Annotated in this window: 21 protein-coding genes and 1 pseudogene; 20 read left to right on the top strand and 2 right to left on the bottom strand. The window is 54.7% G+C overall.

Features of this window, described 5'->3' with window-relative positions; all coding sequences use genetic code 11:
- Positions 1-3 precede the first annotated feature (3 nt).
- The 17 genes and pseudogenes from THINI_RS23360 to waaF all read left to right on the top strand — a co-directional run bounded on the left by THINI_RS23360 (position 4) and on the right by waaF (position 16,538).
- Positions 4-1,389, top strand: a complete 1,386-nt coding sequence (locus THINI_RS23360) for a restriction endonuclease subunit S (protein WP_002708416.1) — start codon at positions 4-6, stop codon at positions 1,387-1,389.
- Positions 1,389-1,748: pseudogene (locus THINI_RS09690) on the top strand (endonuclease domain-containing protein); the annotation flags it as partial. The gene THINI_RS23360 and the pseudogene THINI_RS09690, both read left to right, overlap by 1 nt.
- A 209-nt stretch (positions 1,749-1,957) precedes the next feature.
- On the top strand, positions 1,958-2,251 hold the full coding sequence (locus THINI_RS09685; protein ID WP_002708414.1) for a nucleotidyltransferase family protein: 294 nt from the start codon (positions 1,958-1,960) through the stop codon (positions 2,249-2,251).
- Positions 2,241-2,570, top strand: a complete 330-nt coding sequence (locus THINI_RS09680) for a HepT-like ribonuclease domain-containing protein (protein WP_002708413.1) — start codon at positions 2,241-2,243, stop codon at positions 2,568-2,570. Before THINI_RS09685 ends, THINI_RS09680 begins: the two co-directional genes overlap by 11 nt.
- A complete protein-coding gene (locus THINI_RS09675; RefSeq protein WP_002708412.1) occupies positions 2,567-4,177 on the top strand; it encodes a type I restriction-modification system subunit M in 1,611 nt (536 codons plus the stop codon). The genes THINI_RS09680 and THINI_RS09675 overlap by 4 nt, the downstream gene beginning before the upstream one ends.
- A gap of 109 nt (positions 4,178-4,286) precedes the next feature.
- Complete coding sequence (locus THINI_RS09670) at positions 4,287-4,691, top strand: DUF1801 domain-containing protein (RefSeq protein WP_002708411.1); 405 nt, start codon at positions 4,287-4,289, stop codon at positions 4,689-4,691.
- Between the two features lie 350 nt (positions 4,692-5,041).
- Entirely contained in the window at positions 5,042-6,112 is a 1,071-nt protein-coding gene (gene rsgA / locus THINI_RS09665) for a ribosome small subunit-dependent GTPase A (protein ID WP_002708410.1), read from the top strand.
- Positions 6,113-6,295: 183 nt separating this feature from the next.
- On the top strand, positions 6,296-8,206 hold the full coding sequence (speA, locus tag THINI_RS09660; RefSeq protein WP_002708409.1) for a biosynthetic arginine decarboxylase: 1,911 nt from the start codon (positions 6,296-6,298) through the stop codon (positions 8,204-8,206).
- A 21-nt stretch (positions 8,207-8,227) separates the two neighbouring features.
- Positions 8,228-8,941: a hypothetical protein gene (locus tag THINI_RS23355; RefSeq protein WP_002708408.1), complete on the top strand. Its 714-nt coding sequence runs from the start codon at positions 8,228-8,230 to the stop codon at positions 8,939-8,941.
- Positions 8,942-8,945: 4 nt separating this feature from the next.
- Positions 8,946-9,203 carry a YcgL domain-containing protein gene (locus THINI_RS09650; protein ID WP_002708407.1) on the top strand — a complete coding sequence of 86 codons (258 nt, stop codon included), beginning with the start codon at positions 8,946-8,948 and terminating at the stop codon, positions 9,201-9,203.
- A 27-nt stretch (positions 9,204-9,230) separates the two neighbouring features.
- Positions 9,231-10,646: a glutamate-cysteine ligase family protein gene (locus tag THINI_RS09645; protein WP_002708406.1), complete on the top strand. Its 1,416-nt coding sequence runs from the start codon at positions 9,231-9,233 to the stop codon at positions 10,644-10,646.
- An 85-nt stretch (positions 10,647-10,731) separates the two neighbouring features.
- Positions 10,732-11,760, top strand: a complete 1,029-nt coding sequence (locus THINI_RS09640) for a M14 family metallopeptidase (protein ID WP_002708405.1) — start codon at positions 10,732-10,734, stop codon at positions 11,758-11,760.
- Positions 11,750-12,292, top strand: a complete 543-nt coding sequence (locus tag THINI_RS09635) for a gamma carbonic anhydrase family protein (RefSeq protein ID WP_002708404.1) — start codon at positions 11,750-11,752, stop codon at positions 12,290-12,292. Before THINI_RS09640 ends, THINI_RS09635 begins: the two co-directional genes overlap by 11 nt.
- A 406-nt stretch (positions 12,293-12,698) precedes the next feature.
- Positions 12,699-13,847, top strand: a complete 1,149-nt coding sequence (locus THINI_RS09630) for an aminotransferase class V-fold PLP-dependent enzyme (protein ID WP_002708403.1) — start codon at positions 12,699-12,701, stop codon at positions 13,845-13,847.
- Between the two features lie 434 nt (positions 13,848-14,281).
- Positions 14,282-15,202, top strand: a complete 921-nt coding sequence (locus THINI_RS09625; protein ID WP_002708402.1) for a branched-chain amino acid transaminase — start codon at positions 14,282-14,284, stop codon at positions 15,200-15,202.
- A gap of 21 nt (positions 15,203-15,223) precedes the next feature.
- Positions 15,224-15,436 carry a zinc-finger domain-containing protein gene (locus THINI_RS09620; RefSeq protein ID WP_002708401.1) on the top strand — a complete coding sequence of 71 codons (213 nt, stop codon included), beginning with the start codon at positions 15,224-15,226 and terminating at the stop codon, positions 15,434-15,436.
- A 4-nt stretch (positions 15,437-15,440) separates the two neighbouring features.
- A complete protein-coding gene (gene waaF / locus THINI_RS09615; protein ID WP_002708400.1) occupies positions 15,441-16,538 on the top strand; it encodes a lipopolysaccharide heptosyltransferase II in 1,098 nt (365 codons plus the stop codon).
- 7 nt (positions 16,539-16,545) lie between these two features.
- Here the strand turns inward: waaF and THINI_RS09610 are convergent, their stop codons facing one another.
- Positions 16,546-17,844, bottom strand: a complete 1,299-nt coding sequence (locus THINI_RS09610; protein WP_002708399.1) for a DNA cytosine methyltransferase — start codon at positions 17,842-17,844, stop codon at positions 16,546-16,548.
- Entirely contained in the window at positions 17,841-18,866 is a 1,026-nt protein-coding gene (locus THINI_RS09605) for a hypothetical protein (RefSeq protein WP_002708398.1), read from the bottom strand. The genes THINI_RS09610 and THINI_RS09605 overlap by 4 nt, the downstream gene beginning before the upstream one ends.
- Before the next feature lie 186 nt (positions 18,867-19,052).
- On the opposite strand from THINI_RS09605, the gene THINI_RS09600 reads away from it, so the two are divergent.
- The 3 genes from THINI_RS09600 to THINI_RS09590 are packed head-to-tail and all read left to right on the top strand — an operon-like array spanning position 19,053 to position 22,100.
- Positions 19,053-19,526, top strand: coding sequence for a hypothetical protein (locus THINI_RS09600; RefSeq protein ID WP_002708397.1), 474 nt, complete (start codon positions 19,053-19,055; stop codon positions 19,524-19,526).
- Positions 19,527-19,533: 7 nt separating this feature from the next.
- Entirely contained in the window at positions 19,534-21,411 is a 1,878-nt protein-coding gene (locus THINI_RS09595) for a DUF294 nucleotidyltransferase-like domain-containing protein (RefSeq protein WP_245536608.1), read from the top strand.
- Positions 21,411-22,100: an exonuclease domain-containing protein gene (locus tag THINI_RS09590; RefSeq protein ID WP_002708395.1), complete on the top strand. Its 690-nt coding sequence runs from the start codon at positions 21,411-21,413 to the stop codon at positions 22,098-22,100. The genes THINI_RS09595 and THINI_RS09590 overlap by 1 nt, the downstream gene beginning before the upstream one ends.
- Positions 22,101-22,126: the final 26 nt, after the last annotated feature.

Below are 22,126 nucleotides of genomic sequence, written 5' to 3'. Positions count from 1 at the left end.
GGGATGAGCAAACCAGAAAAAAAGGCATTAGTGCCAGCGTTGCGGTTTCCTGAGTTTCAGGATGCAGGGGGGTGGGAGGAAAAAAAATTAGGTGAATTTCTGACAGAAAGCCGCGTATTGGGTAACAAAGGTGATGTTGCGAAAAAAATCACTGTAAAACTATGGGGAAAAGGTGTTTATGAAAAAAATGAGGTAATCGAAGGTAGTATCAACACACAGTATTACTATAGAAAGGCTGGGCAGTTTATCTATAGCAAGCTTGATTTCCTCAATCAAGCTTTTGGCATTATTCCTAATCACTTAGATGGATATGAATCTACCGTAGACCTTCCATGTTTTGACATCAATGGAAATTTGAATCCTATTTTTTTACTCGAATATGTAAAGCAGAAAGGATTTTATGAAAAGCAGGGCGAAGCGGCAGACGGAAGCAGAAAAGCAAAACGAATCCATGCAGATACCTTTCTTTTATTTCCGATTCTTATTCCTATCAAGAAGGAACAACAAAAAATCGCCGATTGCCTTTCCTCCATCGACGATCTGATCACCGCCCAAACCCAAAAACTCGCCGCCCTCAAGGCGCATAAAAAAGGGCTGATGCAGCAACTCTTCCCCGCCGAAGGTGAGACTGTGCCGAGGTTGCGGTTTCCTGAGTTTCGGGATGGGGGGGAGTGGGATGAGGTATTATTCGGAAGTATTATAAAAATAAATTCAGGAAAGGGGTTTAAAGCATCTGAATATTCTAAAAATGGAATTCGCTTGCTCCAGATTGAAAATGTTGGCTATGGAATAGTGAAATGGAGTGATAATGCAGTTTATCTCCCACAGAATTACACGATTAAATATTCTGGATTGGTATTGCATGAAGGCGATATAGTACTAGCTTTAAATCGTCCAGTTACTAATGGCGAATTAAAAATTGCTCGATTAAAAAAGAATGATGATCCATCTTTGCTATATCAACGTGTTGGGAAGTTAGAACTGCTTTCTGATGATATAAATGAAGATTTTGCATTTCACTTGTGCCAAATATTTGTGAAGGACTTTGTAATTAAACAATCAATTGGCAGTGATCAACCATTTATTTCTATAACAACATTATATGCTCAGGTAATTACAATTCCATCTTCTTCTCTTGAGCAGCAAAAAATCGCCGATTGTCTTTCCACTATCGACGAGCTGATTACCGCACAAAGCCAGAAAATTGAGGCGCTCAAGAGTCACAAAAAAGGGCTGATGCAGCAGCTTTTCCCGGCGGTGGATAACCACCCCACCCCTTCGGGGCACCCCTCCACAGGAGGGGAATTAAGGCAGCAGCATTCCCCTCCTGTGGAGGGGTGGACAGCGAAGCTGGACGGGGTGGTTTCTCCCACAGCGGAGGACAGTTAATGCGCCACACCCAACGCTACCAAGCCTTACCCTACAACCCGAAGCTCAAGGAGCGCGCCAAAGAATTGCGGCGTGCAGGCAACCTGTCTGAAGTATTACTGTGGAATCAACTCAAGCGAGGCCAGTTCAAAGGGCTGGATTTTGACCGACAAAAGATTATCGGTAACTTCATTGTCGATTTTTACTGCGCTGAAAAGCATACCGTCCTCGAAGTTGACGGCAGCAGCCACGATGACAAAGCAGACTATGATGCAGAGCGCGATGCCTATTTATCGGGCTTGGGCTTGAACGTCATCCGTATTCGGGATAAGGATGTAAAACAGAATCTGGCAGCGGTGACGGCTTTCTTATTGCACCATCCTGCATTTGAAGACAACCACCCCACCCCTTCGGGGCACCCCTCCACAGGAGGGGAATCAAGACAGCACCATTCCCCTCCTATGGAGGGGTGGACAGCGAAGCTGGACGGGGTGGTTCTCCCTCCTCTAGAGGGGGCAGCGAAGCTGGACAGGGGTAGTCAAACATTGTCACCCATAACGAAGAGGTTCTGACCAAGAGTGCTGAAATCATGAAAAAACAGCAGGCATTAAAATTATTGACCGAACAGTTCTCAGAGGTTCATAAACGCTTCGGCGTCCAGCGGCTGGCATTGTTCGGCTCAACCGCCCGCGACGAGGCACAAGCGGATAGCGATGTGGATGTCCTCGTGGAGTTTGAAGGCAAAGCCGATTCCAGCCGTTATTTCGGTTTATTGTTTTATCTGGAAGACAAACTGGGTTGTCCGCTGGACTTGGTGACAGACAAGGCGTTGCGCCCTGAACTTCGCCCCTATGTGGAAAAGGATGCTATCTATGTCCCGTGAATGGCGTTTTTACCTGGATGACATGATCGAGTTTGCCGAACTGGTGCTTGAATACACGGAAGGTTACTCCCAGGAGCAATTCGAGCAAGACCGGCGCACTTATGACGCAACCCTGCGGAATATGGAATTAATCGGTGAGGCAGCCACCCACATTCCCGATGAAATCCGCGAACAGGCTCCAAGCATTCCGTGGCGGCAGTTGATTGCTACCCGTAACCGTATTATTCACGCTTATCTTGGACTGGATAACGACATTTTGTGGAGCATCGTCCAGACGGACATCCCACAGTTACTTAACGACCTACGGCAGTTGAAATGACCCAAGAACAACTCAACCAACTCGGCAAAACCCTGTGGGACATCGCCGACCAGCTACGCGGCGCGATGAATGCCGACGACTTCCGCGACTACATGCTGTCGTTCCTGTTTTTGCGCTACCTCTCCGACAACTACGAAGCGTCAGCCAAAAAGGAATTGGGGTCGGACTACCCGGATACCTCCGACCTGCCCGGCGTCACGCCGCTGAGCCTGTGGTATCAGGATTACCCGGAAGACGTAGCGGATTTTGAAAAACAGATGCGCCTCAAGGTGCATTACGTAATTGAGCCGCAATACCTGTGGAGCAACATCGCTGAACTGGCACGCACCCAAAATACAGAACTGCTATCGACGCTGTACAACGGTTTCAAGTACATCGAAGAAAAATCCTTTGGTGGCAATTTTCAGGGGCTGTTCTCCGAGATCAACCTGCATTCCGAAAAGCTGGGCAGGAAGCCGTCAGACCGTAATGCCAAACTCTGCACCATCATCCAGAAAATCGCTGAAGGCATTTCCCAGTTCAGCACCGACACTGACATTCTGGGCGATGCCTACGAATACCTGATCGGCCAGTTCGCGGCAGGCAGCGGCAAGAAGGCAGGCGAGTTCTACACCCCGCAGCAGATTTCCACCATCCTGTCTGAAATCGTCACGCTGGACAGCCAGGAACCCGCCACTGGCAAAAAGTCCAAACTCACCAAGGTGCTGGACTTCGCCTGCGGTTCCGGCTCGCTGCTGCTGAATGTGCGCAAACAGCTTGGCGCACACGGCATCGGCAAAATCTACGGGCAGGAAAAGAACATCACCACTTACAACCTCGCGCGCATGAACATGCTGCTGCACGGGGTGAAGGATACCGAATTCGAGATTCACCACGGCGATTCCCTGCTGAATGACTGGGGCATCCTCAACGAGATGAACCCGGCGAAGAAGCTGAAATTCGATGCGGTGGTTGCCAATCCGCCGTTCAGCTATCGCTGGGAGCCTACCGATACGCTAGGCGAAGATTTTCGCTTTAAGAACTATGGTCTTGCACCCAAATCCGCCGCCGACTTCGCGTTTTTGCTGCATGGCTTCCACTTTCTCGGCGACAGTGGCGTAATGGCGATTATCCTGCCGCATGGCGTGTTGTTCCGTGGCGGCGCAGAACAGCGCATCCGTACCAAACTGCTGAAAGACGGCCACATCGACACGGTAATCGGCCTGCCACCCAACCTGTTTTTCTCCACCGGCATCCCGGTCTGCATTCTGGTGCTGAAACGCTGCAAAAAGCCCGATGACGTGCTGTTCATCAACGCTGCTGAACACTTCGAGAAAGGCAAGCGGCAAAACCGCCTGCTGCCGGAGCATATCGACAAAATCGTCGATACTTATCAGTTCCGCAAGGAAGAAGCCCGCTACGCCCGCCGGGTGAAAATGGATGAAATCGAGAAGAACGATTACAACCTGAATATTTCACGTTATGTCAGTACAGCTCAGGCAGAGGAGCAGGTCGATTTAAAAGCCCTGAATGTAGAATTGGTGAGTTTGGAACAGAGTATTGCTGAAAGTGCCGGGAAGCATAATGGATTTCTAAAGGAGCTGGGGCTGCCACCTTTACCTTGCTGACAATGTGGCCGCGCATGGCGGGAATAATGCACGAACTGTTGAAAATCCTGCACGTGCAGCCACAACCGGAGTCATAAATTCCGGAAACCCAAACACTGAGGTTTGATTCATGGCAAAAAAACAAAGCGCGGTTGCTGCCGGGGATCATCCGGCAGACCTTTTCATGGAAAATCTTGAGCACCCGCACAAAGCTGCCATCGCAGTGCTACGGCAGGCAATCAGGGCGGCAGATTCCCGCATCAGCGAAGAGATCAAATGGAATGCGCCAAGTTTCAAACTGGAAGAGCATTTTGCGACGTTTAAACTGCATCCGCCGAAAAACATCCAGTTGGTGCTGCATCGCGGAGCCAAGCCCAAGCCGGTGGAGAAACCCTTCGTGCTCGACGACCCGCATGGCCTAGCAAACTGGAAAGCACCCGACAGGTGTGTGTTGGTGATTCAGTCGTCGGATCAGGCATTCTCGTTGAAAAATGAAATCGTCAGTCTCGTCCAGCAATGGATCAGCCAGCTTTAATGGTTCCCTCGCGAATAGTTGCAAGTGATTTCCTGTACTGACTGGGTGGGTTATTTTCCGAACATTATTACGGGCGGGAATGCTGGCGAATGAGTTTGATTTCCTCCCTATCAGACGCAGGCGGCTGATTTCGATTTCCTTAGTTTCGGATCAGGCCATATGGTATAGTTAATTGTGTTTCCGCCCACTATCAAAAGGAGGTTGTCCATGATTGTCCACCACGCTGCGCAGGCCGCCCAACGCTGATCTTCTGATCCTGTCCCGGTCTGTGCCGGGGTTCCATCGAATCCCCAATAATGTCGCGCTTGGCATAAGCGCATACCCTGCTTTTGTTTATTGGGAATACAGTCATGCAAATCACACATCTCCAGGAACTGGGGTGGACACATTTCTTCCAGTCACAACTGACACTGGAAACCCTCGAAACTGCTGTGCCCTTCCGGGTAACTGGCGTACAACGCAACCTGATCGAATGTCTGGGGCTGGATACGCACGGGCAGGCGCAATCCCTCCCGCTTTCCACCTACCCGTGGCGCAACGAAGCGCCGGAAAATCACCCCACCGTCGGTGACTGGCTGCTGCTGGATCGGGATTTGCAACCGCTTTACCTGTTGGAGCGCAAAACCCTGCTCAAACGCCGCAGCGCAGGCAGTGAAGCCATGCTGCAACTGATTGCCGCCAATATCGACACGCTGTTTGTGGTGACTTCCTGCAATGAGGAATTCAACCTCAACCGGATCGAGCGCTATCTGGTGCTGGCTGCCGAGGCTGGTATTGATGCGGTGGTGGTGCTGACCAAAAAAGACCTGTGCGCGGATACGTCGGTTTACGTGGATATGTTACGCAAAAACTACCCCAACCTCTCGGTTGAAGTTATCAACGCAACCGACGCGCAGGACGTAACAACACTGGAAATGTGGTGTACCAGCGGCCAGACCATCGCCTTGCTGGGTTCCTCCGGTGTTGGCAAATCGACCCTGCTCAACTCGCTGAAAGGTGAGGAAGAACAGGCAACCGGCCCCATTCGGGAAAAGGACAGCAAAGGGCGGCACACCACCACCGCCCGCAGCCTGCACCGTTTGCGTGGTGGTGGCATCCTGCTGGATACGCCGGGAATGCGCGAACTGCAAATGGTGGATTGTGAGGAAGGGATTCACGCTACCTTCGCTGACATCGAGCAATTGTCGGAACAATGCCGCTTCCACGACTGCCAGCATCTCAACGAACCGGGCTGTGCCGTCCGTAAAGCAGTCGAAAATGGTGAACTGGAACAGCGTCGCCTCGACAATTACCACAAGCTGATGGCCGAACAGGCGCGCAACAGCGAGACGCTGGCCGAGCGCCGTCAACATGAGCGGGCGCTGGGGCGTTTCTACAAACAGGCCAAGGCCAGTGCGCAGCGCTTCAAAGGGAATGTCTGAACCTGGATTACGCAGATTATTGTGATTAACTGTGATTTTGGGGTGTGCCGCCGTCAAAATCACAGTTAATCTGGTAAATCATGTGAACCCCGTTTGAGACATTTTACGGCATTATTCTCAAGCCCCCTCATACCTAGTATCCTGCACACCTTGAACCGCACATCAACGCGCAGCAGGAACACCATGACGAATACCGTTACCCATCCAACCTGGAACCTCGACGCCGCCCGCCGCCTGTACAGCATCCAGCACTGGGGCGATGGCTATTTCGACATCAATCTGGCAGGCAACGCGTCGATGCGCCTGCCCGACCAGTCTGACCGACAACTGGATTTGCACGCATTGGCAATGCGCGTCCATAACGAAGACGGAATGCGCTTTCCGCTGCTGGTGCGCTTCGTCGACGTGCTGCACGACCGGGTGCAGCGCCTGCAAGCCGCTTTCAACCACGCCATTGCTGCTTGCGGGCAAAGCAGCCGCTATACCGCCATTTACCCGATCAAGGTCAACCAGCAACGCAGCGTGGTGCAGGAAATCCTCAAAGGCGGTGGCACACAGGTTGGCCTCGAAGCAGGCAGCAAACCGGAGCTGATGGCAGTCCTCGGTTCCGCACCCGCTGGAAGCACCATCATCTGCAACGGCTACAAAGACCGTGAATACCTGCGTCTCGCCCTGATCGGCAGGCAGATGGGCCACCGCATTTTCATCGTGGTGGAAAAACCTTCCGAACTGCTGGAAACGCTGGAAGAGGCGGAAAAACTCGGCATCGAACCGCTGCTCGGCATCCGCGTGCGCCTGTATTCGCTCGGCAAGGGCAAATGGCAGAACACTGGCGGGGAAAAATCCAAGTTCGGCCTGTCCGCCGCGCAGGCTCTGCACATGCTGGAGCAACTGCAACAGGCGGGCAAACTCGACTGCCTGCAACTGCTGCATTTTCACATGGGTTCACAAATCGCCAATATTCAGGACATCCAGCGCGGGATGCGCGAAGCCAGCCGCTATTTCGCCGAATTGCACCGCTTGGGCGCGAACATCCGCGTAGTCGACGTAGGCGGTGGCTTGGGCGTGGATTACGACGGTTCACGCTCGCGCAATGACTGTTCCATCAATTACAGCTTGCAGGAATACGCCAACACCATCGTGCGCAGCGTGCAGGATGTGTGCGAGGAATACGCATTGCCGTTCCCCGATTTCGTCAGCGAATCCGGGCGCGGCCTGACCGCCCACCACGCCGTGCTGATCACCAACGTCATCGATACCGATCCGGAACAGCCGGAAGCGGAACCCGACCTGTACGAGCCTGAGGATGACGCCCCCGCCATCCTGCACAACCTGTTCCGCCTGTACGAGAACCGCCGTAGCCTGCCGCCGTCGGAAATTTACCACGACGCGGCCTACTGGCTGGGCGAAGCGCACGGCATGTACGCGCATGGTTCCATCGACCTCAACCAGCGCGCGCGCGCGGAAGAGTTCCACCGAGCCATCTGCCAGAAACTGCTGCGCCAGCCGGAACTGTTTGCCGAGCTTGACCCTGAAATCCAGGCCGGTTTACGTGACAAGCTGGCGGACAAATATTTCTGCAATTTCTCGCTGTTCCAGTCGATGCCGGATGTATGGGCGATTGAGCAAATCTTTCCGATCATGCCGCTGCACCGTTTGCAGGAGCAACCCGACCGGCGCGTGACCATGCAGGATTTGACCTGCGATTCCGACGGCACGGTAGCGCGTTATGTGGAAAGTGGGCGGCTGGAAAGCACCCTGCCGTTGCATTCACTGAAAAAGGGCGAACCCTACCTGCTGGGTATTTTCATGGTTGGAGCGTATCAGGAAATCCTCGGCGACTTGCACAACCTGTTTGGCGACACCGATTCCATCAACGTGGAGCTGTTGCCGGAGGGGGGGTATGCGCTGTCAGAGCCGGAACGCGGCGACACCATCGACGAGTTGTTGCGTTACGTCCATTTCGAGCCGAAAGACCTGCTGGCGCAGTGCCGCCGCAAGCTGGCAGCTGCTGTTGACGATAGTGAACGGCAAAAAATGCTGCTGCGGGAAATCGAAGCCGGTTTGATCGGTTATACTTACCTGGAAGATTAACGCGAAAGACGGCAGAAAAGCATGGAATATGTATTGTTGGGCACTTTTATACTGGGTTTGCTCCTGTTCGTGATAGCCTGGTTGTTTGTGGTGGTATCAGGATTCCAGCGCCATCCGGTCACGGGACTGGTTGCGCTGGTTCCGGGTCTGAATGTGTTGGCGCTGCCTTCCCTCTGGCACAAGGTGTCAGGCTGGGTCATTACCGGTTTCATTGGGGTATTGTTGGCGCTGGTGGCCTGGTTTGCAGGTGCCAGTACGCATGTGTATGCACGTGCGCAAGTACTGGGTGTAGATGCGCCTGCTCCGACAGTGGCATCAGCCACAGGGGAAACAGCTGTGCCGCCAGCGGAAGCGGTTACCCACACCATTGAAATTCCCGCGCAGGCGCGTACTCCGGCAGCCCCTGAAGCCGCCACGGCGCCGCCAGCGGTTGCATCCGCCCCCAGTACGCCTGAGCCGCAACCTGCGTTGCCAGCCGTCACCAAGGATTTGCCTGCTACTGCCTTGTACCACGTAGGCTTTCAGGATATTGCCGTCGGTCAGCTGGCAGACCATGCCGGTCAGTACGTGCGCATTACCCAGCATGACGGGCGTCGCCGCGAAGGCAAGGTGCTCAGCGCCACCGCTGATGCCATTGAGCTGGAAGAGCGTGTTGGCAGCGGTTCCGTCACCCTGGTGCTCAAGCTGGCCGACATCCGTTCCGCCGCCGTCATGGCCCGTAAGGGGGAAAACTGAAACCATGCAGTGCTACGTTTACCGCAGCCGCAGAAAACCCGGTTCCTTCCTGTTTCTGCCGGAAAAGGGCAACTTTGAACGGGTGCCTGGGGTGTTGCTGAAAATTTTTGGTGAGCCGGAGTTTTCCTTCGACTTTGAACTGGGCGCGGAACGCAAGCTAATGCTGGCAGTGGAAGCGCCTGAAATCCGCCGGGTGATGCAGGAAAACGGCTTCTTCCTGCAACTGCCGCCCAGCGAGGAGGATAAGACAGCCGCCTGCTAACAATGCGCTAAACCCAGGGAGGCACACATGGGTCAGGAAATCGCCACAGACCATTTCACGCCAGCAGACTGGCGCGAATATGCTGCCCGCTTGCGCACCGAAACCCGTCTGCTGGTTGACATGCTGGCTGATGGCGGGTTTTCCAGTCAGGCTGCCGTGGGTGGTTTTGAGCTGGAAGGCTGGCTGACCGATGCGCGTTTCCGCCCTGCGCCGCTGAATACCCGTTTCCTGCACGCCCTGCATAACCCGCTGGCCACCACCGAGCTGGCGAAATTCAATATTGAGCTGAACACACCACCGCGCCCGCTGACGGCTTCTGCCCTGCGTGATTTCGGGCAGGCGCTGCAAACACTGCTGGAACAGGCTTACGTCGCGGCGGGGCAAGTGGGGGCGCAACTGCTGCTGATTGGTATCCTGCCCAGTTGCAGGCAGGGTGATTTTTGCCTGCAAACCATGACCGATTCCAACCGCTATCACGCGCTTAACGCTGAAATCCTCAAGGCGCGCCACGGGCGTCCGCTGCGGCTGGCAATCGATGGTCGCGAATCCTTGTACATCCAGCATGACAGCGTGATGCTGGAGGCAGCCACCACCTCGTTCCAGGTACACATGCAGGTGGCGGCGGCAACGGCGCACCATTTCTACAATGCCGCCATGATTGTCTCCGGGCCGATCATGGCGGTGGCGGGCAATTCGCCGTTCCTGTTCGGGCATTCGCTGTGGCAGGAAACCCGCATCCCGGTGTTTGAGCAAGCCGTTGATGCGGGGCGTGAATACCCGGCAAGGGTCAGTTTCGGCTCCGGTTTCGCCGACAACAGCATTGCCGAATGCTTTCAGGAAAATCTCGACATTTACCCGGTGCTATTGCCGATGTTGTTGGACAAGCCCGCCGACCGCTTCGCCCATTTGCGCCTGCACAACGGCGTCACCTGGCGCTGGAACCGCCCGCTGGTCGGTTTCGACCCGGATGGCACGCCGCATATCCGTATCGAACACCGTAGCCTGCCCGCAGGCCCCAGCGTGCCGGATATGCTGGCCAACGCGGCGCTGTTTTACGGCCTGACCCAATATCTGGGGGCGCAACTGTGCACAGGCGAACCGTTACCGATGGCTTTCGCCACCGCGCGGGAAAACTTCTACAACGCCGCCCGCCTGGGGCTGGAAACCGCACTGCGCTGGAACCAGCAGGAGTGGCAAGCCCCCAGGCTGATACTGGATGAGTTGCTGCCCATCGCGGCGGAAGGGTTGGAACAACTCGGTATTGATGAAACCGACATCCGCCATTACCTCGGCATTATCGCTGCCCGCATTGAAACCGGGCAAACCGGCGCGGTGTGGCAGCAACGCCATTTGCAACGCACGCAAGGCGATATTGGGCGCCTGTTGCTGGATTACGCCCGTTTGCAGCATACTCATACGCCTGTCCACACCTGGACGCTGTAGGGGCAACCCCCTGTGGTTGCCCTCTTTCAGGCAGGAAGGGCAGGCACGGGGGCCTGCCCCTGCGGATAAACCAATGGATACCTGCATGTTGAAACTGACTGAAATTGACACCCTCCCGGCGGGTTTTTTCGGGCTGAAAAGCCCCTACGGACTGCATGCCCTGATGCCGAACCCGACCCTGCTGCACTTGCAGGGCAAACGCGCACCGCCCCTGTTTGTTTCCATCCTGCTACATGGCAATGAAGACACCGGCTTTTTTGCCATCCAGCAACTGCTGCGTAAGTATCAGGAGCAGCCGTTACCGCGTTCGTTGTCAGTATTTTTCGGCAATATAGAAGCGGCGACCTTCGGGATGCGGCGGCTGGAAGGCCAGCCTGATTACAATCGCGTGTGGCCGGGTGGCGACCTGGATGATTGCGAGGAAGCTGAACTGATGCGGCAAGTGACTGACAGCATGGCGGACAAGGGGCTGTTCGCTAGCATCGACGTGCACAACAATACCGGCCAGAACCCGCATTACGGTTGCATCAACGTGCTTGACAACCGTTCATTACAACTGGCGCGGCTGTTTTCCAACATCGTGGTGTTCTTTGAAACGCCACGTGGTGTGCAGTCGATGGCAATGGCGCAATATTGCCCTTCTGTCACGGTGGAATGCGGTAAACCCGGCGTGGCGCAAGGCGTTGAACATGTGCTGGAGTTCCTTGACGCTGCTTTGCATTTACAGGAACTGCCCGATCATCCGCTACCACCGCAGGATGTGAACATCTACCAGACTGTGGCGCGTGTCACCTTGCCGGAAGCACACAGTTTCAGTTTCAGCAACCCGGAGGCCGACATCCACCTGCTGCCTGCGCTCGACCGCTACAATTTTTCGGAATTGTCGGCGGGAACCGCATTTGCCAGCACCTGTCACCCTGATGCAAGCCTGCAAGCCTGGGACGATGAAGACGTTGACGTTAGCGAGCATTTTTTCATCCGCACAAACGACAGTATCGAACTCAAACAAGCATTGATGCCAGCCATGCTGACGCTGGATGAAACCATCATCCGCCAGGATTGCCTGTGCTACCTGATGAAACGCCTGCCTTTGGAGCCGCAATATGACCGTTAAAGCATTTGAAGAGCATATTCCCGATATTCATCCCGACGCTTATGTCGACCCAATGGCGTATGTCAGCGGGCAAACCACGCTGGGGGAAGGCTCCTCGGTGTGGCCGATGGCAGTGGTGCGCGGCGACATCAACCACATCCGCATCGGCAAGCTGACCAATGTGCAGGACGGGGCGGTGTTGCACGTTACCCACGGCGGTGAATACTCCACCCCGGAAGGCCGCCCGCTGCTCATCGGCGATGAAGTCACCATTGGCCACCGTGCGGTACTGCACGCCTGCACCATCGGCAACCGTTGCCTGGTCGGCATGGGCGCAATCGTGCTGGATGGTGCGGTGGTGGAAGATGAAGTCATGATCGGCGCGGGCAGCCTGGTTCCCCCCGGCAAGGTGCTGGCAAGCGGGCATCTGTACGTGGGTAGCCCGGTGAAAATGGCGCGCCCGCTGACGGATAAGGAAAAAGCCTACTTCAGCTATTCCGCCAACTATTACGGCAAGCTGGCGGGGCGGACGCGGGATTCGGGTTCGGATTAAAGCCAGATTGATTGCCTGCAAAATAAAAACCCCCGCTTTGTGGGCGGGGGTTAGAGGAGTCGAGGTATGGTCAGGCATTTTATTGTTATGTATGGTTAAGCCTGCTCTCTACCTCTTGGGGCTTGCTGATAAATTCTTGTTGTTTCGCTGTTTCTGACAAGAATAATAGTGCAACGGCTATGCCAAGCAGGGTGATTGTTGTTTATCCTATTGAAATTAAAATAAAATATTTGGATTTCTGGCTGGGGTGACAAATTGAGAAATGTCAGTTTGCGACAGCTTGGGCGTCAGGTGCTGACAGTTTCATCAGGTGTTCAGCGTTGGCCTGACAATTGTGGCAAGTTGGGCAATGCCATGACATGCGGGTAAACTCTCTGCTTAACATTGCAAACCCGGATGTGCCGCCATGATCGACTCCAGCCAGCTATTTCCCATCCACGCCAATTTGATCCACCTCAACCACGCTGCGGTTGCCCCCTGGCCGCAAGTGACGGTGGATGCCATCAAGACGTTTGCCGAAGAAAATGCCCGCCAGGGTTCGCTGCGTTACCCGCAATGGCTGGCGGTGGAACAGGATTTGCGGCAAAAAGCACAACGCTTGCTCAATGCCCCCTCGCCCGACGATATTGCACTGGTGAAAAATACTTCGGAAGGGTTGTCGTTCGTTGCCTACGGTCTGGGCTGGCGGACAGGGGATAACGTGGTCGGTATCCGTCAGGAATTCCCTTCCAACCGTTTCGTCTGGTCTTCGCTGGCCAGCAAAGGGGTGGAATTCCGCCAGCTTGACCTCGCTACCTGCGCAGGCGAGCCGGAAGACGCACTGCTGGCGCTATGCGATGGGCGTACCCGCCTGCTCAGCATCAGTGCCGTGCAATACGCCGACGGCTTGCGCATGGATTTGGCAAAAGTTGGCCGTTTTTGCCACCAGCATGGCATCCTGTTTTGCGTCGATGCCATCCAGCAACTGGGGATGATGCCGTTTGATGTGCAAGCCATCTACGCCGATTTCGTCGCTGCCGACGGGCACAAATGGATGTTGGCATCGGAAGGGCTAGGCTTGCTCTACGTGCGCCGCGAACTGGCCGACACCCTTACCCTGGGCCAATACGGCTGGCACATGGCGGCAGGCATGACGGATTACAGCGCGGAAAGTTACACGCCGTACCCGCACGCCCGCCGTTTCGAGTGCGGCAGCCCCAATATGTTGGGCATCCATGCCCTCAATGCCAGCCTTGGTTTGCTGCTGGACATGGGCATGGAAGAAGTCTGGCGGCAGCTTGCCAGCAATATGGATTACCTGCTGGCGGGTTTGCGGGCAATATCGGGAATCGAAATCCTCAGTGATCTGCGCCCGCAACGGCGTTCGGGGATTCTCACCCTGCGCCCGGTCAGCGGGGATGCCGATGGATTGTTCCGATATTTGCAGGAAAAGGGGGTATTTTGCGCACTGCGAGGTGGGGGTGTCCGTTTATCGCCACATTTCCACACTCCGCAGGGTCAACTGGAGACAGTGTTGCGCCTTATCAGGCAATATTCACGCGTGGCTTGCAAATAAAAACCCCCGCCTTTGTGGGGCGAGGGCTAGAGGAGTCGAGGCATGGTCAGGCATTTTATTGTTATGTATGGTTAAGCCTACTCTCTACCTCTTGGGGCTTGCTGATAAATTCTTGTTGTTACGCTGTTCTGACGCTAAGGGAGTTTGCAACGCTTGTGCCAACTCCTGAAAATAATTCCAAGCCACTGATTCATCTGTTTATTTATCTTATTGCGCGAGTGGCGCTCTAGATAACGTCAATGTCAATGCTGTCAGAAACCGACAGCCATGGCGGCAAAGGCTGACAAAGCCGCGCAAAAGTCACTATTTTTGCCCTTAAATTGCTGATCACGATTATTTCTGCCGATTGCCCTAATGGGGTAGTGCCGCGTACTGGCAACAATTCAGCACTGCGTGTATGCTTTCCGTTTCGTTTTGATCAGTGGAGATAAGCAATGTCAATGTCTGACCGCGATGGCCTGATCTGGCTGGACGGCGAACTGGTTCCATGGCGCGATGCCAAGACACACGTTCTGACCCATACCTTGCATTACGGCATGGGCGTGTTTGAAGGTGTGCGGGCATACAAGACCGACCAGGGCACTGCTATTTTCCGCTTGCAGGAACATACCGACCGTTTGTTCAATTCTGCCAAAATCCTGCGCATGAACATCCCTTACAGCAAGGCGCAGCTGAATGAAGCCCAGCGTGCGGCAGTGCGGGAAAACAAGCTGGATTCTGCCTACATCCGCCCGATGTGTTTCTACGGCTCCGAAGGCATGGGGCTGCGTGCTGATAATCTTGAAGTGCACGCCATGGTCGCGGCCTGGACGTGGGGCGCTTATCTGGGGGCGGAAAACATGGAAAAGGGTATCCGCATCAAGACTTCTTCTTACACCCGTCACCACGTCAACATCACCATGTGCAAGGCCAAGGCGAACGGCAATTACATGAATTCCATGCTGGCGCTGCGTGAGGCGCTGGAAGATGGCTACGACGAAGCCCTGTTGCTGGATGCGGAAGGCTATGTGGCCGAAGGCAGCGGCGAAAACTTCTTCCTGGTGAAGGATGGGGTCATTTACACGCCTGACCTGACGTCGGCGCTGGATGGCATTACCCGCAAGACCCTGATGTACCTGGCCAATGAGCTGGGCATCGAGATCCGTGAAAAGCGCATCACCCGCGACGAAGTGTACATCGCTGACGAAGCTTTTTTCAGCGGCACAGCGGCGGAAGTTACCCCGATCCGCGAACTGGATCGCCGCCCGATCGGCGCAGGTGCGCGCGGCCCGGTGACCGAAAAGCTGCAATCCCTGTACTTTGACATTGTGCATGGCCGTGTTGAAAAATACCGTCATTGGCTGACTTACGTCTAACGCTAAAACGAGGGAGGCATCATGTCCGCACCTGCACCCAGTATTGCTGATTACAAACGGTTGGGCGAAAGCCGCGAAGTGGTGGTAAAACGGCAAGCTTTGCCGTTGCATTGCCCCACGGATGAAACGGCCTTGTGGTGTTCGCATCCACGGGTTTTCCTGGCAATTGACAGCAGTGCGGACAAGACAGCCCGCTGCCCTTACTGCGGCACGCTTTACCGGCTGATTGACTGACGCAATGCCGTTTGCCCCCCGGCGCTGCCTGGTTGTCGGCCCTTCTTGGGTCGGCGATATGGTGATGGCGCAAAGCCTGTTCATGGCGCTGAAGCAACGTTTCCCCGCTTTGCAAATTGATGTACTTGCCCCAGCCTGGAGCAAGCCGATTCTGGCCGCCATGCCGGAAGTCAGTTTCGCCATCACGATGCCCCTGCAACACGGCGAGCTGGCACTGAAAACCCGCTATCGGTTGGGTGAATCACTGCGCGCAACGGCCTACGACTGGGCGATTGTGCTACCGCGCTCCCTCAAGTCTGCGCTGATACCGTTCTGGGCGCAGGCAACGCTGCGGACTGGCTACCGGGGGGAAATGCGCTACGGTTTGTTGAATGATCTGCGCCCACTGGACAAATCAGTACTGACCATGACTGTACAGCGCTTTGTCGCGCTGGGTTTGCCAGCGGATGCGCAACTGCCGCCTGAGATTTCCCCGCCGCGCCTGCGGGTGACCGAGAAACAAAAAGCAGACACGCGGCAAAAGTTTTTGCGCAGAAACCCCTCCCCAGCCCTCCCCTTATCAGGGGAGGGAGCCAAAGATGGCGTGCTGCTCGGTTCCCCTCCTGATAAGGGGAGGTTAGGAGGGGTTTCTTCTCTTTTGGCCCTATGCCCAGGTGCTGAATATGGCGGAGCCAAACGCTGGCCCGCCGAGTATTTCGCCGAAGTTGCCAGCCATCACATTGCGCAGGGTGGGGAAGTCATTTTGTTGGGTTCCGGGAAGGATGCGCCTGTTACCGCGCAGATTGCCAGTACGGTTAATTCACCGGCATGTCTTGATCTGGCGGGCAAAACCAGTTTGCAGGAAGTGCTTGCCCTGCTGGCGCTGGCCGATCAGGTGGTCAGCAATGATTCCGGCTTGATGCATGTGGCTGCTGCTGTTGGCGCGCCTGTGGTTGCCTTGTATGGCTCTTCAGACCCAACCTATACGCCGCCGCTGAGCGCCAACGCCCAAATCCTGTATCTTGGTCTGCAATGCAGCCCCTGTTTCAAGCGGGAATGTCCGCTGGGGCATCTGGATTGCTTGCGGAAAATCACTCCGGATCAGGTTATTGATTGCTTGTAATGTTGTTTCAAGCCGCTTGGCTCAAGGATTTTGTCTGGCGGTTGATTTGGTGGCCTGCACCCCGGAATAAATCCAGCAGGACTTCCTTGATGACGGGTACGGATACTGAGTTTCCAAATTGCCGGTAGGCATTGGTATCTTGCGGGTGCAAGATGAAACTGTCTGGGAAGCCCTGCAAGCGGGCGCATTCGCGGGGGGTAATTCGCCGTATCCGGCCATTGTGTACTATCCCCAGTTTATGGGCGTCACTGCTGACCAAGGTGATGGAAATGCTGTCCGGATCAAGGAATTTGAATACTTCAAATGACATATTGCCAGCCACCGGGTTGAATTTGCCACCATGGTCTTTCAGGTAGCCCTTGTCCAACAATCCGCGCATGATACTGTGTAGGTTAGGGGGGTTAAAGAACGTTTTGATCTGATCCAGTGTCAGTTTTTTACCGTCCTGCTCCGTACCAAAGTGTTTTTTGCGGCGGTTGGCAATCAGGGCATTCATAAAGGCAATTTCATCGTCGCTGCATTCCCCCTTGATGCCCAGTTCCCATGAGTGGATGGAATTGCCATTGCGGTGGTCAATCATGCGGATGCCGTGCAGATTCTCCGCTTTGCCATCGACCATGCGTAACAGGCGTGTTGTAAAATCTTCGGAGCAATCGTATTTGCGGTCAGGGTTAGGCTCAAGGATGTTACGCACGACCTGTAGAGGGTAATGGCTGTCAAACAGGCTGGATTGGGTCAGTTTGTCCTTGAATTTGTGGGAGTCTGCTGCCCCTAAATCCGACTGTAGAGATAGGCGTGGTTTTCCCTGATAAACACCGACAATATAAACTCTTACCCGGTTTTGCGGTATGCCGAAACTGGAGCCATTCAATAACAGGTATTCCACCCCGTAACCTAGTGCCTCCAAGTGTTGGAGGATAGTTTTAAATGTCCGCCCCTTGTCATGGGTGGTTAAGCCGCGCACATTCTCCAGCAGGAATCCTTTGGGTTGATGCTCACGTAATATTCGCTCAACTTCAAAAAACAGCGTACCGCGAGTATCGCCAAAGCCTTGTTGTTTGCCTGCGTAAGAAAACGGTTGGCAAGGGAAGCCAGCCAACAGGAAATCAAATTCAGGGAATTGGCGGATGCCGTAAATGTCGCCTTGTGGCATTTCGCCAAAGTTCAGGGCGTAAGTTTCCTGGGCAAACTTGTCGATCTCGGAAGATAACACGCATTGGTGGGGAATCCCCAGTTCCTGCATGGTCTGTTCAAAACCAAGGCGGATTCCTCCAACGCCGGCGAACAAATCTACAAACCGCATCATGCCACCGTCTCCCGGATAAAATCCGCCAAAACTGCCATTTCAGCTTCTGAATAAGCAACCGTGCAATCACTGAACTGACAGATAGTTCCTACTGCCGATGAACGTTGGAAGTTGCCCGCTCCATCCAATACGTAAGCAATCTTGTGCCCATTTTGGTGCATGAGTTGCTGACGGGTATCAGCTTGCCCGGATTTACGTTCAATGACACTGTTGGTGGTGACCTGAAAGCTGACTTCAACACCAACACTTTTGCCGTTCAGGCTGATGACAACATCGAACGGCATCCCATCAGGTTTTTCATAACCTCTCAGTGGGATTTTGCCATTGCGGGTAATGTTGTAGTGGCTTGGGAGGTATTGCGTAAGCAAGTCTGCTACGTAGCGTTGGGCAATCTGCCCTAGCGTGTTGGTGTTTGCACCTGTCGTAATGCGGCTTACATGGATATATTTTTCACGTACATATTTGTCGAGGGCAGCATCATCGCCCAACAACATACCAATTTCACACTTTTCCAATGCTGCCAGATGCGATTGTTCGGATGTGGCGGCGTACAGCAAGAGCATGGTCATGTCTTGGTACAGTGGGTTCAGCCCTACAGGTTTGGCAATGGCAACGCCATCAAGGTAAAGCTTGCTGTTGCCCAAGCCTTTGAGTGGGAGTGCTGCGAAGGTATGGCGATAGCTTTTACCGTTGCGGAAGTATTCAAAGTAGTGCCGACCACTGGCATCCATAGGAAAAATGGTGGTGAATTCACGCCCTAGCCGTTGAATGGCCTCCCCACCATAATCGGCCAGTGTTACAAGATGTTTCAGGAACAGGTTGGCGGGCATCCCTGATGCTTCCAGTACGGAGAAAATCTGCTCAGGCGTATTGCCCGACAGCTTGAGGATGCTTAGGAATTTGTCCTGGGTTGCCAGTAGCAGTTGGATAGCACTTTGGCTGGCGACTTCTGCTTCCAGTGCTTTAGGCCACCATTTTACAGCTTGCGATTCCAGTTCCGCCAATGTCCTGCGGTAATCCATCTTTTCTCCGTGTAGGTCAAGGTATGCTTCAGCGTCTGATTTTGGCTGTTTCTTTGTTACAAAGCAAAAATTGTGGCAAGCCCGGTCTTTGTGGTGATTGTTTTTTCCTAAACATAATGGTCTGATTTCCCTGCCGGATCGTGTATGCTGTCATGCACAAGAATAGCGTGGAGAGAGAGTGTTGGTATGTTGAAATGGTTCTTCGGCCTGAGCCTGCATAGCCGTATTGCGATCATGGTTGCCCCGTTCATGCTGATTGGCGGTTGGGGGATGATGGATTTGTGGTTGAACAAGGACAAGCCCACCCAGAAAAAAGATGTTGCTATGCAGCAATTAGTTGCCGAAGGTCAATGTTTGCTGGCGACCAACCAGTGTAAGCTTTCCTATAAAGACATGCAGGTTTCCATGATGCGTGGGGAGGCCAGCGCACCCGATCTGGTGCGTATTGATATCCGTGCCAACCAACCCCTCAGGGGGGTGCAACTCGCGCTGGTTTACGGCGAAGAGGAGCAGCATGTCGTCATCGACCGTCCAGCCGGTGGGGAGACATGGTTTGGGGAATTCCCCGCCAAGTTGTTGCAGCCTCACCCGACCGCCGTGCGCATGGCGCTGGCGCAGACCGGGCGGGTTTCCTACGCCGAAATTCCGGCCCAGTTTTGAAGGTTGAATGCTGATGGAAGTTGAGCAGCTTGAGATTCGTGATTACCTTGCCAAATGCCCGCCACTGACGGAGTTGCCGCTGGATTGCCTCAATGAGGTCACCATGGGGCTAGAAATTGAGTATGCCCGCCGTGGCTCTGAGGTGCTGAAAATTGGTGAACGCAATGAACGTGTGTTGCTGATCCGCAGTGGCGCGGTGGAGGTGTTGCTGGAAAATGGGCAGCTCTACGGGCGTTTTTCCGAGGGCGACTGGGTGGGTTACCGTTCCATTATTCGCGGCGGCACTGTCAGCATGACGGTCAAGGCGATTGAGGATACGCTGTTTTACGCGGTTCCTGCCGAGCTGTTCCAGAGGGTGATGGAACGTTTCGAGAAGGTACGCAAATACTTCTCCGACCGCAAACCGGAACGCCTGCGCAGCGCCATCCAGGAAATCCGTGGTGGTGACAGTTTCGCCCTGGTGGCCATGCATGTGCGTGACCTGATGAAACTGCCGATGCTGGTGGGCAAGGATGACAGCATCCGTCAGGTTGCTTGCCAGATGAACGAATTCAATGCCCAGACCGCGATGGTGACCGAAGCTGACGGCAGCTTGTGCGGGATTGTTACCGATGTGGATTTCCGCAAGCGCGTGGTGGCAGAAGGCCGTAATGTCGAAGAGCCGGTATCCGGCATCATGACGCCCAAACCGCTGACCCTGACGCCACGCGATCAGGCGTCCGAAGCCTTGCTGCTGATGGCGCGCCGCAATATCCGCCATTTGCCAGTGGTGGAAAACGCTGATGTGGTGGGGGTGGTTTCCGCTACCGACCTGTTGCGCAGCCAGAGCCACAATGCCATTTATCTGGTCGGCGACGTGTTTGCCGCCAAGAGCGTTGAGCGTTTGGCGGAACTCAGCCAGACCTTGCCGAAAGTGCTGGTGAGCCTGGTCAGGCAAAGCCTGCCCGCTAATGACATCGGCCAAGCGGTGACTTCCATCGGCCAGGCCATCGTCCGCCGTTTGCTGGTGCTGGCGGAAGAAAAGTTTGGCGCACCGCCTATCCCATATGCTTTCATCGTCGCCGGTTCAATGGCACGGCGGGAGCAAACCGCGCATTCGGATCAGGATAACGGCATGATCCTGTCGGATGACTACAACGAGGCCGAACACGGCGCGTATTTCCGTCATGTAGCCAAATATGTCAGCGATGGGCTGGATGCGTGTGGGTATGTGTATTGCCCCGGTGATGTGATGGCGACCAACGACCAGTGGCGGCAACCGTTATCGGTGTGGCGTGGTTATTTCACCGACTGGATTGAGAACCCGAAACCGAAGGCGCTGATGTATGCCAGCATTTTCTTCGACCTGCGTTGCCTGCATGGTGATAAGGGCTTGCTGGCTACCTTGCAGGCGGAAGTGCTGTCGATGACTAAAGTGCAAACCCTGTTCCAGGCATTCATGGCCGGTAATGTGCTGAGCCACAAACCGCCACTGGGTTTCTTCCGTGGTTTTGTGCTGGACAAAGATAGCCATGATGAAGGCGCAGAAAAAGGCATGGACATGAAAAAACGCGGCGTGGTGCCGGTCATCGACATGGCGCGCCTGTATGCGCTGGCGGGCGGGTTGGAGCCGATCAATACCTGGGAGCGGCTGGACGCGATTGGCGCGGCGGGTGTCCTGACGGAAGGGACTATCAACGACTTGCGCGATGCCTTTGAATTCATCAGCATGGTACGCCTGCAACATCAGGCCAAGCAAATTGAAAATGGCCAGAAGCCGAACAACTACGTGCCCCCGGAAGAGCTTTCCGCGCTGGAACGCCGCCATCTGAAAGATGCCTTTGAAGTGGTGTCGACCATGCAGGAAAGCATGGCTACCCGCTATCAGGCTGACCGGTTCCGCTGATGCTGTGGCGTTGGTTTTCCCCCGAAGCCCAGAAACAGCGCCTGCTGCCGAAGGTGGAACACCCGGTCGCCCGCCATTACCTGCAAACCCCTTTCGCCGACAAAAAGCAGTCGGCATGGGATGTGGATTATCTGGTGCTGGATTTTGAAACCACCGGGCTGGATGCGCGTAAGGATGCCATCCTCAGTATGGGTTACACGGAAATCCGCCAGGGGCGCGTGCAGATGGGGCGCTGTATCCACCGTATCGTCAAGCTGAATTTTCCGTTGCCGCCTGAAACCGTGGTGGTGCACAAGATCACTGACGACCGGATGAATGAGGGCATTCATCTGCACGATGCCCTGCATGAGCTGGTGGAGCGCATGACCGGCAAGGTGCTGATTGCGCATTTCGAGCATATCGAGCGCACGTTCCTGCAAGCAGCGATGGAACGTGTCTATGGGCGGAAGTTGCCGCTGCTGATGCTGGATACGCTGGCAATCGAAAAGCGCCTGCGTGAGCGTGCCCAGCAGGTTATTATCCCCAACCAGTTCCGCTTGGGGAATTTGCGCCAGCATTACAACCTGCCGCGTTACGGGGCGCATGATGCCTTGCAGGATGCCATTGCCACTGCGGAACTTTTCCTCGCCGAAATAAGCCATATACAAGGGGATGGCAAAAGCCTTAGACTGGCAGATTTGCTAGGTTAACGGTTTGGGTCGGGGTTGACCTCGGT

This window comes from Thiothrix nivea DSM 5205 (assembly GCF_000260135.1).
Lineage (GTDB): Bacteria > Pseudomonadota > Gammaproteobacteria > Thiotrichales > Thiotrichaceae > Thiothrix > Thiothrix nivea.
This window is presented reverse-complemented; position numbering and strand designations above follow the sequence as displayed.

Excerpts from the sequence above, each read along its gene's own strand:
- THINI_RS23360 (WP_002708416.1), top strand. The coding sequence starts at position 4 with ATGAGCAAACCAGAAAAAAAGGCATTAGTGCCAGCGTTGCGGTTTCCT.
- THINI_RS09685 (WP_002708414.1), top strand. The coding sequence starts at position 1,958 with ATGAAAAAACAGCAGGCATTAAAATTATTGACCGAACAGTTCTCAGAG.
- THINI_RS09680 (WP_002708413.1), top strand. The coding sequence starts at position 2,241 with ATGTCCCGTGAATGGCGTTTTTACCTGGATGACATGATCGAGTTTGCC.
- THINI_RS09675 (WP_002708412.1), top strand. The coding sequence starts at position 2,567 with ATGACCCAAGAACAACTCAACCAACTCGGCAAAACCCTGTGGGACATC.
- THINI_RS09670 (WP_002708411.1), top strand. The coding sequence starts at position 4,287 with ATGGCAAAAAAACAAAGCGCGGTTGCTGCCGGGGATCATCCGGCAGAC.
- rsgA (WP_002708410.1), top strand. The coding sequence starts at position 5,042 with ATGCAAATCACACATCTCCAGGAACTGGGGTGGACACATTTCTTCCAG.
- speA (WP_002708409.1), top strand. The coding sequence starts at position 6,296 with ATGACGAATACCGTTACCCATCCAACCTGGAACCTCGACGCCGCCCGC.
- THINI_RS23355 (WP_002708408.1), top strand. The coding sequence starts at position 8,228 with ATGGAATATGTATTGTTGGGCACTTTTATACTGGGTTTGCTCCTGTTC.
- THINI_RS09650 (WP_002708407.1), top strand. The coding sequence starts at position 8,946 with ATGCAGTGCTACGTTTACCGCAGCCGCAGAAAACCCGGTTCCTTCCTG.
- THINI_RS09645 (WP_002708406.1), top strand. The coding sequence starts at position 9,231 with ATGGGTCAGGAAATCGCCACAGACCATTTCACGCCAGCAGACTGGCGC.
- THINI_RS09640 (WP_002708405.1), top strand. The coding sequence starts at position 10,732 with ATGTTGAAACTGACTGAAATTGACACCCTCCCGGCGGGTTTTTTCGGG.
- THINI_RS09635 (WP_002708404.1), top strand. The coding sequence starts at position 11,750 with ATGACCGTTAAAGCATTTGAAGAGCATATTCCCGATATTCATCCCGAC.
- THINI_RS09630 (WP_002708403.1), top strand. The coding sequence starts at position 12,699 with ATGATCGACTCCAGCCAGCTATTTCCCATCCACGCCAATTTGATCCAC.
- THINI_RS09625 (WP_002708402.1), top strand. The coding sequence starts at position 14,282 with ATGTCAATGTCTGACCGCGATGGCCTGATCTGGCTGGACGGCGAACTG.
- THINI_RS09620 (WP_002708401.1), top strand. The coding sequence starts at position 15,224 with ATGTCCGCACCTGCACCCAGTATTGCTGATTACAAACGGTTGGGCGAA.
- waaF (WP_002708400.1), top strand. The coding sequence starts at position 15,441 with ATGCCGTTTGCCCCCCGGCGCTGCCTGGTTGTCGGCCCTTCTTGGGTC.
- THINI_RS09610 (WP_002708399.1), bottom strand. The coding sequence starts at position 17,844 with ATGATGCGGTTTGTAGATTTGTTCGCCGGCGTTGGAGGAATCCGCCTT.
- THINI_RS09605 (WP_002708398.1), bottom strand. The coding sequence starts at position 18,866 with ATGGATTACCGCAGGACATTGGCGGAACTGGAATCGCAAGCTGTAAAA.
- THINI_RS09600 (WP_002708397.1), top strand. The coding sequence starts at position 19,053 with ATGTTGAAATGGTTCTTCGGCCTGAGCCTGCATAGCCGTATTGCGATC.
- THINI_RS09595 (WP_245536608.1), top strand. The coding sequence starts at position 19,534 with ATGCTGATGGAAGTTGAGCAGCTTGAGATTCGTGATTACCTTGCCAAA.
- THINI_RS09590 (WP_002708395.1), top strand. The coding sequence starts at position 21,411 with ATGCTGTGGCGTTGGTTTTCCCCCGAAGCCCAGAAACAGCGCCTGCTG.